This is a genomic window from Streptomyces sp. NPDC057702 (assembly GCF_042799315.1).
Lineage (GTDB): Bacteria > Actinomycetota > Actinomycetes > Streptomycetales > Streptomycetaceae > Streptomyces.
The window spans coordinates 11,885-25,662 of the sequence record NZ_JBHVJC010000048.1 but is presented as its reverse complement, the minus strand read 5'-3'; the positions used below and the strand labels follow the sequence as shown (position 1 = coordinate 25,662).

The window sequence follows — 13,778 nt, the reverse complement described above, 5'->3', positions numbered from 1 at the left end:
CGCGCGGCCCCATCCGTGCGGTGTGCCGGGCGACTTGCCCGCTTCGCGCGGGAGGGCGGGCGGTGCCTCGGGCGCGAGGAACCGGACGATCTGGTGAGGGTAGGCTGGCCTAAATCGCGCGGTATAAGGTGTGCCTGCCCCACATCGGGGCGCAGTGGACAGCACGAAAGCAAGGGATTTCGCATGCCTACTCCCCGATCGACGCCTGCCAGGCCATGGCGACGGCTGGCGGCGGTGCTGTCCGCCACGACCTTGGGCGTCACCCTGCTCGCGGGATGCGGTGCCGACTCCAAGGGCGAGGAGAGCGGCGGCTCGCCGGCGGCCGGCGGCACCTTCCCGGTCACCGTGGAGCACGCGTTCGGGTCCACCGAGATCACCAAGGCCCCCCGCCGGATCGTCACGGTGGGCTACACGGACGACCAGGCCGTCCTGGCGCTCGGCGTCAAGCCGGTCGGCATGGTCGACCAGTATCCGAACCCGGCGGGCACCTCCCTCGACATCAACACCCAGTGGCCCTGGGTGAAGGACAAGTGGGGTGAGACCCGCCCCGAGGTCATCATGGAAAACGGTGACTCCGGCCCCAACTACGAGAAGATCGCCTCGCTGCGGCCGGACCTGATCATCGCCGTCTACTCCGAGATCGACAAGGCCGCCTACGACAAGCTGTCCGCCATCGCGCGCACGGTGGGGCGTACCAAGACCGAGAAGGAACCTTTCAGCGCCCCCTGGCAGGACAACGCGAAGCACATCGCCAAGGCGCTCGGCAAGGAGGACGAGGGCGCCAAGCTGGTCCAGGGCATCCAGGGCAGGCTCGACGCGGCGAAGAAGGCCCACCCGGAGTTCGCGAAGCAGAAGGCCGTCGCGCTGTCCTGGTACAAGGACTCGGTGGTTCCGTTCACCTCGACCGACGTACGCGGGCGCCTGGTGACGGGCACCGGGTTCACGTACCAGACCGAGATAGACAAGATCGCGGGCGGCGGTTTCTCCACCGAACTCTCCCCCGAGCGCATCGACCTGGTCGACGTCGACCGCGTCTTCGTCATCAACGACAAGGCGGACACCGAGGCGCTCAAGAAGTTCAAGCTGTTCGCCAACCTGTCCGCCGTCAAGCAGGGCAAGGTCTCGTACCTGCTGGACAGCGAGGGGCCGGCGGTCGGCGCGGCCATGTCCCAGGGCACGCTGCTGTCGCTGCCGTACGCGATCGACGAACTCGTCAAGTCGGTCAAGTAGGGATGAGGTTCCCGCGCTTCCCCTCCCGCCGGCCGGACGTGGTCGGTCGGTGAGCGACGACGACCGCCCCGCGCCGGCTACCCTGCGGACCGCGACCGGCCCCGAGGCCGCCCGGTGGGTGGCGGCGCACTGTCGCCGGGCTCCGTGGCTCACCGCCGCCACCGTGCTCACCACGGTGGCCGGCGCGGCACTCCAGGTGCTTCCCCTGCTCCTGTTGGGGCGGGTGGTCGACGGGGTGGTGGCGGAGAGGTCCCGTTCGGTACTGGTCACCGTCGGGGTCACGATGGTGGTCGCCGCCCTGCTCGGTGCGGCGACCACGGCCGTCTCGACGTACCTGGTCGGGCGGTTGGGCGCGGATCTGCTCGCCCGGCTGCGGGAGGGCGCCGTACGCGCGGTGCTGGGCATGCCGAGCGCGCGCGTCGAACGGGTCGGGCGCGGTGACGTGCTCTCCCGGGTCGGTGACGACGTGGCCGTGCTGTCCAAGGGCATCCGGACCGCCGTGCCCACGGTGTTCTCCGCCGGGGTGCTGGTCGTCATCGCCACGGTGGGCATGTTCGGGCTGGACTGGCGACTCGGCCTGGCCGGTGCCGGCGCACTGCCCGCCTACGGGCTGGCCCTGCGCTGGTACCTGCCCCGCTCCGCGCCGCTCTACCGTGCGCAGCGGTTGGCCCAGGCCGATCGCGCGCAGGCGTTGATCAGCGGCCTGAACGGGATCGACACCGTCCGGGCGTACCGCATGGAGGACGCCGTCCGGGCTGAGGTGACCCGCGAGTCCTGGCGGGTGCGCGACCTGGGCGTCGAGGTGTTTCGCTTCTTCGGCCGGTTCGTCGGCCGGGAGAACCGCGCCGAGTTCATCGGCCTGGTGCTGATCCTCGTGGTGGGTTACGCCCTGCTGGAGGCCGACGCCGCCAGCCTGGGCGAGGTGGCGGCGGCCCCGCTGGTCTTCCACCGGCTGTTCACACCGCTGGGCGCCATCATGTTCACCTTCGACGAGGCGCAGAAGTCGGGCGCGAGCCTGACCCGCCTGGTCGGGGTGGTGAAGGAGCCAGCGGAGGAGCGGCTGGTGGGCGACGCGTCCGTCGCTCCCGCGAGCGAGGGGCCGTACCCGGTGCGGGTGGCGGGCCTGACCTTCCGCTACCCCGACTCCGAGGAACCGGCACTACGGGACGTCGACCTCACCATCCCCGCGGGTGGTTCGCTCGCCCTGGTGGGAGCGACAGGCGCGGGCAAGTCCACCCTGGCCGCGCTGGTCGCCGGCATCGGGACCCCGCAGCACGGGTCGGTACGCGTCGGGCCGCACGACCTCGCGGGGCTGGACGAGGCGGGCGCGCGGGCCCTGGTGAGCATCCTGACCCAGGAGACCCACGTGTTCTCGGGCCCCCTCGCCGACGACCTGCGGCTCGCCGCGCCCGGGGCGAGCGACGCCCAGTTGACGGACGCGTTGCGCACGGTCGGTGCCGCCGAGTGGGTGGAGCTGCTCCCCGACGGGATACGCACCGTGGTCGGCGAGGGCGGGGCGCGCCTGGACAGCACCAAGGTCGCCCAACTCGCGCTCGCCCGACTGGCGTTGGGTTCATCGCCGGTGGTGGTGCTCGACGAGTCGACCGCGGAGGCGGGCAGCGCGGGAGCCGCCGAGCTGGAGCGTGCCGTACGGGCCGCGTGCGCGGGGCGTACGGCACTGTTCGTCGCCCACCGGCTGACCCAGGCGATGGCCGCCGACCGGATCGCCGTACTCGACGCGGGGCGCGTGGTGGAGGAGGGAACGCACGAGGAGTTGGTGGCCCGGGGCGGGCCGTACGCCCGGCTGTGGCGCGCCTGGACCAGGGGCAGCGAGGTGGCCCGCGTGCCCGACTCCTGACCCCGGCGATGACGGGGCGGGCGCGGTGAGCGAGGTCGCGTCGCGCGGCGGGCCCCTCCCGACGACGCCCCGACCACTCCCACGTCTGTGGCCGCTCTGACCGCTCCCCCGGGATCGCGGTCCCGACGGCCCGACCCCTCAACCGACGGCTCCGCGTACCCCGGAAGCGATGGCCTGCCACCGTGACGAAGTCCCCTGACACCCAGCGACCCCGCCCGGGGTCGGACATCCTGCGGGTCGCGCTGCGCCGCAACATGGGCGCCATGGCCGGGGGCACCGCCCTCATGGGCCTGTACCAGGCGGGCGAGACGGCGTTCCCCATCGCGCTCGGCCTCATCGTCGAACACACGATGCGGGACCGGAGCCTGCTCGCGCTGGGCTTGTCCGTCGGCGCCCTGGCCGTCATCATCACCACGGTGTCGCTGTCGTGGCGGTTCGGGATGCGCGTCCTGCAGAAGGCCAACACGACCGAGGCCCACCACTGGCGCGTACAGGTGGCCGCCTGCGGGCTCCAGCCGGTGGCCAGGGACGTCGATCTGAAGTCCGGCGAGGTGCTGACCATCGCCACCGAGGACGCCGACCAGACCGCCGACATCGTCGAGGTGGTGCCGCTGCTGGTCAGTTCCCTGGTCGCGATCGCTGTCGCGGCCACCGCGCTCGGCCTGGCCGATGTGCGACTGGGGTTGCTGGTGATCGTGGGGACCGTCGCCGTCCTGTCGATCCTGGCCGTCATGTCCCAACGGATCGGGGCCAGCACGCGCGAACAGCAGGCCCGCGTGGCACGCGCCGGCGCCAAGGTCGCCGACCTCATCACCGGCCTGCGCCCGCTGCACGGCTTCGGCGGCAACCACGCCGCCTTCGCGTCCTATCGCCGGGTCAGCACGGACGCGAAGGAGCAGGCCATCACGGTCGCCCGGGTGCACGGGGCGTACGAGGGCGCCGCGTTGGCCCTGAGTGCCGCCCTCGCCACCGCCGTGTCCCTGACCGCCGGCTGGCTGGCGTTCGACGGCCGGATCACCGTCGGGGAGCTGGTGATGGCGGTGGGCCTCGCGCAGTTCGTCATGGAGCCGCTCAAGCTGTTCTCGGAGATGCCCAAGTACGTGATGATCGCCCGCGCCTCGGCCGAGCGCATGTCCCTGGTGCTCGCCGCGCCACCGGTGACCACCCCCGGCTCCCAGCACCCCGTCACCGGCGACGAACTCGACGTCGACCGTGTCCGACACGGGTCCCTGCGCGGGCTCACGTTCGAAGTCCGCCCCGGCGACTTCGTGGCGATCGCCGCCTACGAGCCCCGCGCGGCGGCCGATCTCGCCTCGATCCTGGCCGTGCGCACCGCGCCCCAGACGTACGAGGGGGTGGTGCGGATCGGCGGGCGCGCCATCGCGGACCTGTCGATCGAGGCACTCCGCGCCCACCTGCTGGTGAACCCGTACGACGGGGAGATCTTCGCGGGCACCCTCCGTACGAACATCGACCCGTCCGGCACCAGCGGCACGGTGGCCGAGGCCGTCGCGGCGTCCATGTTGACCGATGTCGTCGCCCTGCACCGGGACGGCCTCGACTACGCGGTACGCGACCGTGGCGCCAACCTGTCCGGCGGGCAGCGCCAGCGCCTGTCCCTGGCCCGCGCACTCGCCGCCGACACCGACACGCTGGTCCTGCACGACCCGACGACAGCCGTCGACGCGGTCACCGAACAACTCATCGCGCGCAACCTCGCGCGGCTGCGCCGTGGCCGCACCACGATCGTGATCACCAGCAGTCCGCCACTTCTGGACGTCGCCGACCGCGTCCTGGTCCTGGACGACGGCGTCATCACCGCCGAGGACACCCACCGCGCCCTCCTGGCCGGAGACGAGCGCTACCGCCGGGCCGTGGCCCGCTGACATCCGCGTGGACGCGTTCGGGCCGCCCCACCCGCTATCACTCCCGGCGGGCCCGGGCCGGCACAGGGGTCCGACCGGGGCCCCGGCGGCGCGGCCGGGCGTGGTGCGGAGCTACGCCCTCTGGCACGACCCGCATGCCGACACCCGGCGCCCACGCGTCGTCGCGGGACAGGGCGGATGGTGCCCGAGGTGGCGCCGGGGCCCGTTGCGGAAGGGGCTCTGTAGCTGACCGCCGCCCCCGGGCGGGCGTCCGGGGGCGCCCGCCCGGGAGGTGTCAGAGTTGACGGAAGTAGACCGTGACCGGGTAGGGAGTGCACCCGAGCGCCTCGTAGAGCGCTCGAGCCGGCGCGTGGAACGGGTCTCCTCCGGTGCCGATCTCGACGACCTCGGCGCCGAAGGCCCGCATCCGGTCGAAGGCGTGCTCGCACAGTGCCGTGCCCACATGGTGACGGCGGTGCTGGGTCGCGACGGCCAGGATCGTGACCTCGCCCTTCCTGCGGGCAGGGTCGACGCTCCACGCCACGTAACCCGCGACGGCGCCTTCCACTTCGGCGACGGCCACGTGCGTGTGCCGTTCGGGGGCGTGGAGTTCGGCGACCTGTTCGCGGTAGTCGTCGCGCCAGTCGCCGTGCTGAACGGCGAAGACGGCCTCGCCCACCCGTGGGCGGAAGGATTCCTCGTAGAACGGCCGGAACGTGTCGATGGTCAGTGCGGTCAGTGCCGCGAGGTCGTGCTGGGTGAACGCGCGGATGAGCACGGAGGTGTGCCTCTCAGGCCAAGGGCTTGATACCCGGGGTGGAACACGGACATCGTTCAGCCCGCTCCCTGCCGGAGAAACGGCGGTGAGACGGGCTCCTCAGCGACGGGTACGCCGGGCGTCGAAACACTCCATGGCCCGCATCGTAGCGGCCGGTGCGTGCTCCCAGTGCTTCGATCACAGCCACTCGTTGACGCCGCGACGAGGACGGCCACCATGGAGCGGCCCGCCTCGCCGCACTCCCGCCACCCGCCTGAGGCGATCCGCGACGAGTGCCCAGGCCCGGAGGGCGGTGAACTCGTCGTTCGGACACACCCTCCGATGTCGAAGCACCCGGTGTCATCCCGAGGTCGCGCCGGCCGTACGCCCAGCGGCGGAGGCGAGTTCACTCCGTGGCGCGATCCCGCGCACCGGGGCGGCTGCGATGGTCAGTCGTGAACGCGCCAAGCGCCAGCCTGCCGAAGCCGAGGACTGACATGCACCCCTCCCAGACATCGAAACCCTCGTGGTCGCCCCGCCCGGTCGGCTCCGCTCGGCCTGGCGGGCCGCCCACGAGCCCGTCGCCACGGTGCCCCGCTGGCTGCGGCTCACCGCCTACGCCGTACCACTCGTCGTCCTGCCCTCAAGCCTGTGGCGACTTCCCGCGGCGTTCGAGAGGGGGTTCAACCTGTACATCCTCTTCCTCTCCGTGCTCTCCGAGCTTCTCGCCTTCACCGCGATCGGGCTCGTGGCCCGCTGGGGCGAGGTGTTCCCGCACTGGGTCCCCGGCCTGCGCGGGCGCCGTGTCCCGACGAGAGTCGCGGTCATCCCGGCCGCCCTCGGAGCCACGCTCCTCACGGCCGTGTTCACCGTCCTGGCCGTCGTCAACGAGATCCAGGACACCACGATCCGTGGCGACGACCTGCCCGACGACTTCCCCGGAAAGGCCGGCGGCTGGGAATCCGCCTGGTTCTACATCTGCTACACGCCGTTGATTCTGTGGGGACCGCTGCTGGCCGTGCTGACCGTCGCGTACCACAAGCGACGCAACAGGGTGGACACAGCCGCCACGGAACGAGTGGCAGGCGGGAAGCGTGATCGCGGTCTAAACCTCTGACGGGCTTCCCGGGAACACCGACGACGAGGTGCGCACCGGGCGCACCTCCGGGTCTGTTCCCGAGGGTGGGTCGGAGCTGGGGAAGGGGTCACCCGTCAGGGGTGATCCCGCCTTGTCGTCGGGGCGGCGGGGTGAGCTGCGGGCATGCTCGGACCACGGGGGTTGGACGGTGCGAGGAGAGGTGAGATGGGCGGCACGAGCGCCGGCGACAGGGACCGGGACCCGCGTGAAGCGGCCCCGCGCGGATGGCTCGGCCTGCTCCGACGCGCCGCCTGGGTCGCCGTCACGCGTGCCTGTCTCGTGGCCGGCGGCCTCGTCACCGCCTACTACCTGCTTCCCCTGGACGAGCGGCTCACGGCCGGCACGTCGCTGCTGCTGGTGTGCGGCCTGCTCGCGGTTCTCCTGGTGTTCTGCTGGGAGGTTCGGGCCATCACGCGGTCCCCCCATCCACGGCTGCGGGCCATCGAGGGTCTGACCACCACACTGGTGCTGTTCCTGCTCCTCTTCGCGGCCTCGTACTACCTGCTGGGCCGCTCCGCGCCCGGTTCCTTCAGCGAGCCGCTGACCAGGACGGACGCGTTGTACTTCACCCTGACCACGTTCAGCACCGTCGGCTACGGGGACATCACGGCACGCTCGGAGCCCGGGCGGGCGCTCACGATGGCGCAGATGGCGGGTGGGCTGCTGCTCGTCGGGGTCGCCGTCCGGGTGTTGGCGGGCGCGGTACGGGCGGGGCTGGACCGACAGCACCGGACCCCGGCGGCCTCGTCGCACTCCGATGCCGGTCACCGGGAAGGGCCCGTGGCCGGGCCGTAACCCGTCCGCGTCACCCGTCCGCGGCGCGTTCACCGCTACCGCCGCTCGCCGCGCCCGAGCGTGGTCCCGCGAAGGAGGCGCCGGCACGGTGGCCGACGCAGGCCGACCCGGAGCGCGGGCCTGGCCCGGACAGGGCGTCGATGCGGCGGTCGCCGTGCCCAGCGCCCTCTCCCTGGTCACCACCAACTTCGAGGGCGAGAAGCGTGCCAAGGCGCTCGGCGTCCTCTCCCCTGTCGCGGGCTCCGACATGGCCACAACCGTCACGGCCGCCCCGCCGACTCCGGTGCGACAGGCCCCGCGGGGTGCCGCACCGGTCTCGTCGTCCGCGCGGACGCGCGTCGCACACCAGCGCCCCGGTCCCGCGCCCGCTGTCAGACGGTGCTGGCGATCCAGCCAACGGTCTCGGAGGCGTGCCGGCCGTCACTCCGCACGTTCGCGTTGACGTTGACCTCGTTGAAGCGGATCAAAAAGCCGCGCGGGTTGACGTCGTGCAGGCGGATGCCAGGGGTCTCCGGGCCGTTGAAGGTCTGTGTCTGGGTGAGCACGACCACCTGCGCGCCGTCGGGGAACGGGGTGGGAAAGGTGACGCGAGTGAAGGTGGAGGTCTCGCCTCCCCGGGTCTCGATCGGCTGGTTGGAGGACAGGGTGACCTTGCCGGTCTGGATCATGGACACGAACGGCTCCTTGGAGGACTCACCACGGGCTGACGGCCACTGACTGGGTGGCCGTAGGCGTCCTGCCCCAGCGGAACACCACCCATCCGGCCGTCACCCCATCGCGTGGCCGCCCCATCGCCAGTGCGACCACGGCGCGCTGGACCCGAGCGCGCCACCACCCGCCCGACCTCGGGCGACAACACCCCGCCACTCGGTACGAAGCCCTTCCCAGGCGCCCCTGGCCTGTCCCACCCTGACGAGCCGTCCGACAGCCGCGCGCCCCACTCCCACCCGCCACCACCCACCCGCCCGCGTACGCCGGTCCCTCGCGCCGGTACGCACGTCCGTAAGGCCACCGCAACAAAGGTCCGGCAGGCGAGACGGGCGTTGACCCGTACGGGACCCGTCGCTACGTTCGAGCGCATGTCTACGTCAGCTCTGCTCACCACGCGCGGTCACATCGACCTGCTGCGGGTGGTCTCCGCCGCGTGTCGCCGCGCCCGCTGACGCACCGTTTCCCGCTTCCCTACCGCGTTCCCCCTCGCGCTGACAGCTCCGCCGCTCCGCCCGGCTCGCTCCTGAGCCAGGCGGCCCGGTCGGACCGGTAACCGGCGCGCGTGCCGCCGTCGACATGGCTCGACGGTGGGGTACGCGCTGTCGCCGCCCCCGCTCGCCCCGCTCGTCCGAACCGCCCCCGGTGTGTGCTGCGCGCGCCGCGCGCCGACGGTCGCTTCGGCTTACCCACTTCCGTGGAGCCCCCATGTCTCCGGTCCTCGAACCGGTTGTTCCCCTGTCCTCGCGCCGCCGGTCCGTGCCGCGCTGGTTGCGCCGTGCCACCGGCCCCGTCGTCCTGCTCGCCCTGTGGCAGGTGTGCAGCGCGACGGGGGTCCTCAGCCCCGACACGCTCGCCTCGCCCGGCACCATCGCCAGCACCGCGACCGACATGACCCGTGACGGCACGCTGCCGGACGCCATGGCGGTGTCCGTACAGCGGGTGCTGGTCGGGCTGCTGCTCGGCGGGGTCGTCGGCGTCACACTCGCCCTGCTCTCCGGGCTCTCCCGGCTCGGTGAGGACCTGATCGACGCCAGCGTGCAGATGCTGCGCAGCATTCCCTGGGTCGGCATGATCCCGCTGTTCATCATCTGGCTCGGCATCGGCGAGGCCCCGAAGATCGCGCTCATCGCGCTCGGCGTCGCCTTCCACCTCTACCTCAACGTCTACGCCGGCATCCGTGGCGTGGACGCCGGACTCATCGAGGCCGGCACGGCGCTCGGCCTGGGACGGTGGGGCCTGGTGCGGCACGTCGTCCTGCCGGGCGCGCTGCCGGGCGCGATGACCGGGTTGCGGTACTCGTTGGCCACCGCGTGGCTGGCGCTGGTCTTCGGCGAGACGATCAACGCCGACGAGGGCATCGGCTTCCTGCTCAACCGGGCACGGGAGTTCTTCCAGACCGACGTGATCGTGGTCTGCCTGCTCGTGTACGCGGTCCTCGGGCTGCTCGCCGACTTCATCGTCCGCACTCTGGAAAGGCTGTTGCTGCAATGGCGACCGACGTTCACGGGCGCGTAGGCCCCCTGGAGAAGACGGCCGCCGACCGGGCCGAGCAGCACGCGAGCGACGTGCCACCGGCGCGGGGCGCGACAGCGCCGAGCGACGCGGCGGCCACCGACGCCACGGCGTCCGACACCGCACGGGCCGACACCGCACGGGCCGACCCCGCGAAGGCCACCAGCGCGCGCACCGACCCCGCGAAGGCCACCAGCGCGCGCACCGACCCCGCGAAGGCCACCGACGCACCGGCCAGCGACGCGGAGCCGAAGGCAGCCGCCCCGACCGCCACCCGGGCCCGCACCGCCCAGGGTGAGGCGGGTGCCGCTGTGGACGGTGCCGAGACGGCCATCGAGGTGGCTGGGCTCAGTCGGTCCTTCGGCGGGCGACGGGTGATCGACGACCTCGATCTGACGGTCCGGCCGGGCGAGTTCGTGGCCCTGCTGGGGCGCAGCGGGTGCGGGAAGTCGACGTTGCTGCGCGTGTTGGCCGGTCTCGATCGCGAGATCGAGGGCCGGGTGTGGGTGCCGCGCGCTCGGGCGGTCGCCTTCCAGGCTCCCCGGCTGATGCCGTGGAAGCGGGTGTGGCGCAACGTGCTGTTGGGCCTGCCGGGGCGCCCTGATCGGGCGAAGGCCGAGCAGGCGCTGGCCGAGGTCGGGTTGGCCGAGCGGGCCACCGCCTGGCCCAAGACCCTGTCCGGCGGGGAGGCCCAACGTGCTTCGCTGGCAAGGGCGTTGGTGCGCGAGCCCGATCTGTTGCTGCTCGACGAGCCCTTCGGCGCGCTGGACGCGCTGACCCGGATCACGGCGCAGCGGTTGGTGGCCGACGTGTGGCAGCGGCGTGGTTGCGCGGTGTTGCTGGTGACCCACGACGTGGACGAGGCGCTGCTGCTGGCCGATCGCGCGCTGGTGATGGACCGCGGGGTGATCGCGTACGAGACGCCGGTGGGTCTGGACCGGCCGCGCGACATCGGCGACCCGGCGTTCACCGCGCTGCGCGCCACGCTCCTGGACCACCTGGGTGTGGCCGCCCCGGCCTCGGTCGACGTAGGCGGGGAGGCGTGAGCGTGCACCTCCCCTCGTCCGCACCGCTCGCGGGCCCCGGGCGGCCCGCCGGCCCCGCGCCGTTCGCGGACCACGGGTGCCGCCGCCCTTCGAGCGAGCGCCGCGCCGCACGCTCCGCCCCGGGCTCGGCGCCACTCACCCGCCCCCGGACCACCGCCCGCCTTCGCACCCGAACGGACTCGCTGACATGAGAGCGCGCACCACCATCACCATCCCGGCCCTGCTGCTTCCGCTGACCCTGTTGCTGTCGGGCTGCTCGGGCACGTCGTCGGCCAGCGGTTCGGGCGGGTCGGGCAACACCGACGGCAAGGGTTCGGTGACGCTGAACGTCGGCGACCAGAAGGGTGGTTCGGAGGCGGTGCTGCGGGCCGCCGGCGAGTTGGACGACCTGCCGTACAAGATCAGGTGGTCCACCTTCACCTCGGGGCCGCCGCTGCTGGAGGCGGTCAACGCGAAGGCCGTGGACATCGGCGCGGTGGGCAACACGCCGCCGGTGTTCGCCGCCGCCGCCAAGTCGCGGATCAAGGTGGTCGCGGCCACGCACGGCACCTCGTACGGCGAGGCGATCGTGGTCAAGAACGGGTCCTCGTTCCGCCGGACGGCCGATCTGAAGGGCAAGTCAGTCGCGGTCGCCCAGGGCAGTTCCGCGCACTTCCAGCTGACCGCCTCCCTGGCCAAGGCCGGGCTGTCGATCGACGACGTGAAGGTGAGCCTGCTCCAGCCGGCCGACGCGCTGGCCGCGTTCACCCGGGGCAAGGTGGACGCGTGGGCGATCTGGGACCCGTACACCTCACAGGCCCTGCGCAGCGCGGACGCCCGGGTGCTCACCACGGGACAGGGTGTGGTCAACGGTCTCGGCTTCCAGGTCGCCGCCCCCTCCGCGCTCGGCAACGACGGGAAGTCCAAGGCCATCGCCGACTACCTGAAGCGGTTGCGCCGCGCCCAGAGCTGGGTGTTCAAGCACCCCGAGGAGTGGGCCAAGGTGTGGGCCAAGGAGACCGGGCTGCCCTACGAGACGGCGCTGGACTCGGTGCGCCGGTCGCACGGCACCCGGGTGACCGTCGCGGTGGACCAGGCCGCGATCGCCTCCGAGCAGAAGATCGCCGACACCTTCGCGGACCTGGGCCTGACCCCGCGCCGGTTCGACTTCGGGGACTTCGTGGACACCCGGTTCAACGCCGGGCTGCCGCCGTCCACCGCCAAGCCCCGCTCCTACGGAAAGGCTCACTGATGTCCGTGCACCTGCACTGGTTCCTGCCCACCGGCGGCGACGGCCGCACCCTGGTGGACCGGTACGCCTACGCCGCCGCCGACGGCGGACGCTCGGGCATCGGTCCGGTGAGCGGGGTACGCGCCCCCGATCTCGCCTACCTGACGCAGATCGCCAAGGCCGCCGAACACCTGGGTTTCGAGGCCGTGTTGACGCCGACCGGCACCTGGTGCGAGGACGCGTGGCTGACGACGGTGGCCCTGGCCCAGCACACCGAGCGGCTGCGGTTCCTGGTCGCCTTCCGGCCCGGGGTCCTCTCGCCGGTGCTCGCCGCGCAGATGGCGGCCACCTACCAGCGGCTGACCGGCGGCCGGCTGCTGCTGAACGTGGTGACCGGTGGCGACTCCGCCGAGCAGCGTCGGTTCGGCGACCACCTCGACCACGACCAGCGGTACGCCCGCACGGCGGAGTTCCTGTCGGTGGTGCGCGGCGCGTGGCGCGGGCAGCCGTACGACTTCGCCGGCGAGCACTTCCGGATCGAGGGCGGGTTGGCGCATCTGCCGCCCGCCCCGCCGACGGCGGAGTCGGCCGGCGGGCTGGCCCGGCCGCCGATCTTCTTCGGCGGCTCGTCGGCCGCCGCCGGGCCGGTCGCGGCGCGACACGCGGACGTCTATCTCACCTGGGGTGAGCCGCCCGCGCAGGTGCGGGAGAAGGTCGAGTGGATCAGGGGGCTGGCCGAGCGGGAGGGGCGCGAGGTGCGGTTCGGTATCCGGCTGCACACCATCTCGCGGGACTCCGCGCGCGAGGCGTGGGCCGCCGCCGACCGGCTGCTGGAGGACCTGGACGCGGACACGGTCGCGGCGGCCCAACAGGTGCTGGGGCGCAGCGAGTCGGTGGGCCAGCGGCGGATGCTGGCGCTGCACGGAGGCTCGCGGGACAAGCTGGAGATCTCCCCCAACCTGTGGGCCGGGGTCGGCCTGGTACGCGGCGGCGCGGGCACCGCGCTGGTCGGCAACCACGCCGAGGTCGCCGACCGGATCGAGGAGTACCACGCGCTGGGCATCGAGCACTTCGTGTTCTCGGGCTACCCGCACCTGGAGGAGGCGTACTGGTTCGGCGAGGGCGTACGGCCCGAGCTCGCCGCGCGCGGGCTGCTGGCCACCTCGTTCGAGGACACGCGGGCGCCCACCCCACACGGCCACCCGACGCCCGCGTCGGGTGGCGCGCCGCTGCTGATCGCCGGGGGGCGGTGAGGGGCAGCGGCGTTCCCGTCCGGCCCCGCCAGCGCGAGCGGGGTCGGACGGGCCCTTTCGACCGCCCGGCCGGTCAGCCGAGCGACCGCCGCCGGGCGCACGACGGATGACGCCGGGTGCGCGGCGGACGGGGCGGGGCCCTGGTTCGCCGGGTCCACGCGGCCGGCGGCCCTCCCCGGCCAGCGGCCGCCCGGCCGTGTGGGGCCGCCCGGCCGGAAGGGCCGCCCGGCGGGCTCGCGGCGGCTCGCGCGACCGGCTCGCGCCGGGACACGGCGAGCTCGCGGCGGCGGGAAGGTTTTCCGGGCCGTCCCAGTTAGTAGAAGCGTGAACAATGCTGAGGCGGTACGGGAGCGGGCGGCGGCGGGCGGTCCGGCGGCGGGCGAGGACCTGGGCCCCGACGCGG

At 72.9% G+C, this 13,778-nt stretch carries 11 protein-coding genes; 9 read left to right on the top strand and 2 right to left on the bottom strand.

Annotation, left to right across the window (positions count from 1 at the left end):
• The first annotated feature begins 183 nt into the window (after positions 1–183).
• The 3 genes from ACFVFR_RS28595 (at position 184) to ACFVFR_RS28585 (ending at position 4,974) form a co-directional block, all read left to right on the top strand.
• Complete coding sequence (locus ACFVFR_RS28595; RefSeq protein ID WP_383706868.1) at positions 184–1,230, top strand: iron-siderophore ABC transporter substrate-binding protein; 1,047 nt, start codon at positions 184–186, stop codon at positions 1,228–1,230.
• Between the two features lie 49 nt (positions 1,231–1,279).
• Positions 1,280–3,088, top strand: coding sequence for an ABC transporter ATP-binding protein (locus ACFVFR_RS28590; protein WP_383706866.1), 1,809 nt, complete (start codon positions 1,280–1,282; stop codon positions 3,086–3,088).
• Between the two features lie 254 nt (positions 3,089–3,342).
• The gene (locus ACFVFR_RS28585) at positions 3,343–4,974 is read left to right on the top strand and encodes an ABC transporter ATP-binding protein (RefSeq protein WP_383706927.1); all 1,632 of its coding nucleotides are present in this window, start codon (positions 3,343–3,345) and stop codon (positions 4,972–4,974) included.
• 274 nt (positions 4,975–5,248) lie between these two features.
• Here the strand turns inward: ACFVFR_RS28585 and ACFVFR_RS28580 are convergent, their stop codons facing one another.
• Positions 5,249–5,731, bottom strand: a complete 483-nt coding sequence (locus ACFVFR_RS28580) for a GNAT family N-acetyltransferase (protein WP_383706864.1) — start codon at positions 5,729–5,731, stop codon at positions 5,249–5,251.
• A 505-nt stretch (positions 5,732–6,236) separates the two neighbouring features.
• Between ACFVFR_RS28580 and ACFVFR_RS28575 the strand changes: the two genes are divergently transcribed.
• Together ACFVFR_RS28575 and ACFVFR_RS28570 are read left to right on the top strand one after the other, a co-directional pair.
• Positions 6,237–6,827, top strand: coding sequence for a hypothetical protein (locus ACFVFR_RS28575; protein ID WP_383706862.1), 591 nt, complete (start codon positions 6,237–6,239; stop codon positions 6,825–6,827).
• Between the two features lie 186 nt (positions 6,828–7,013).
• The gene (locus ACFVFR_RS28570) at positions 7,014–7,643 is read left to right on the top strand and encodes a potassium channel family protein (protein WP_383706860.1); all 630 of its coding nucleotides are present in this window, start codon (positions 7,014–7,016) and stop codon (positions 7,641–7,643) included.
• A gap of 371 nt (positions 7,644–8,014) precedes the next feature.
• Here ACFVFR_RS28570 and ACFVFR_RS28565 read toward each other — a convergent pair whose 3' ends face one another.
• Positions 8,015–8,311 carry a hypothetical protein gene (locus ACFVFR_RS28565; RefSeq protein WP_383706925.1) on the bottom strand — a complete coding sequence of 99 codons (297 nt, stop codon included), beginning with the start codon at positions 8,309–8,311 and terminating at the stop codon, positions 8,015–8,017.
• A 748-nt stretch (positions 8,312–9,059) separates the two neighbouring features.
• Here ACFVFR_RS28565 and ACFVFR_RS28560 point away from each other — a divergent pair.
• The 4 genes from ACFVFR_RS28560 to ACFVFR_RS28545 all read left to right on the top strand — a co-directional run bounded on the left by ACFVFR_RS28560 (position 9,060) and on the right by ACFVFR_RS28545 (position 13,375).
• Positions 9,060–9,869 carry an ABC transporter permease gene (locus tag ACFVFR_RS28560; protein WP_383706858.1) on the top strand — a complete coding sequence of 270 codons (810 nt, stop codon included), beginning with the start codon at positions 9,060–9,062 and terminating at the stop codon, positions 9,867–9,869.
• A 308-nt stretch (positions 9,870–10,177) separates the two neighbouring features.
• The gene (locus ACFVFR_RS28555) at positions 10,178–10,912 is read left to right on the top strand and encodes an ABC transporter ATP-binding protein (RefSeq protein ID WP_383706923.1); all 735 of its coding nucleotides are present in this window, start codon (positions 10,178–10,180) and stop codon (positions 10,910–10,912) included.
• Positions 10,913–11,099: 187 nt separating this feature from the next.
• Complete coding sequence (locus ACFVFR_RS28550; RefSeq protein WP_383706856.1) at positions 11,100–12,143, top strand: ABC transporter substrate-binding protein; 1,044 nt, start codon at positions 11,100–11,102, stop codon at positions 12,141–12,143.
• Positions 12,143–13,375: an LLM class flavin-dependent oxidoreductase gene (locus ACFVFR_RS28545; protein WP_383706854.1), complete on the top strand. Its 1,233-nt coding sequence runs from the start codon at positions 12,143–12,145 to the stop codon at positions 13,373–13,375. The genes ACFVFR_RS28550 and ACFVFR_RS28545 overlap by 1 nt, the downstream gene beginning before the upstream one ends.
• The last annotated feature ends 403 nt before the right edge of the window (positions 13,376–13,778 follow it).

Excerpts from the sequence above, each read along its gene's own strand:
- ACFVFR_RS28545 (WP_383706854.1), top strand. The coding sequence starts at position 12,143 with ATGTCCGTGCACCTGCACTGGTTCCTGCCCACCGGCGGCGACGGCCGC.
- ACFVFR_RS28560 (WP_383706858.1), top strand. The coding sequence starts at position 9,060 with ATGTCTCCGGTCCTCGAACCGGTTGTTCCCCTGTCCTCGCGCCGCCGG.
- ACFVFR_RS28550 (WP_383706856.1), top strand. The coding sequence starts at position 11,100 with ATGAGAGCGCGCACCACCATCACCATCCCGGCCCTGCTGCTTCCGCTG.
- ACFVFR_RS28565 (WP_383706925.1), bottom strand. The coding sequence starts at position 8,311 with ATGATCCAGACCGGCAAGGTCACCCTGTCCTCCAACCAGCCGATCGAG.
- ACFVFR_RS28570 (WP_383706860.1), top strand. The coding sequence starts at position 7,014 with ATGGGCGGCACGAGCGCCGGCGACAGGGACCGGGACCCGCGTGAAGCG.
- ACFVFR_RS28595 (WP_383706868.1), top strand. The coding sequence starts at position 184 with ATGCCTACTCCCCGATCGACGCCTGCCAGGCCATGGCGACGGCTGGCG.
- ACFVFR_RS28585 (WP_383706927.1), top strand. The coding sequence starts at position 3,343 with ATGGGCGCCATGGCCGGGGGCACCGCCCTCATGGGCCTGTACCAGGCG.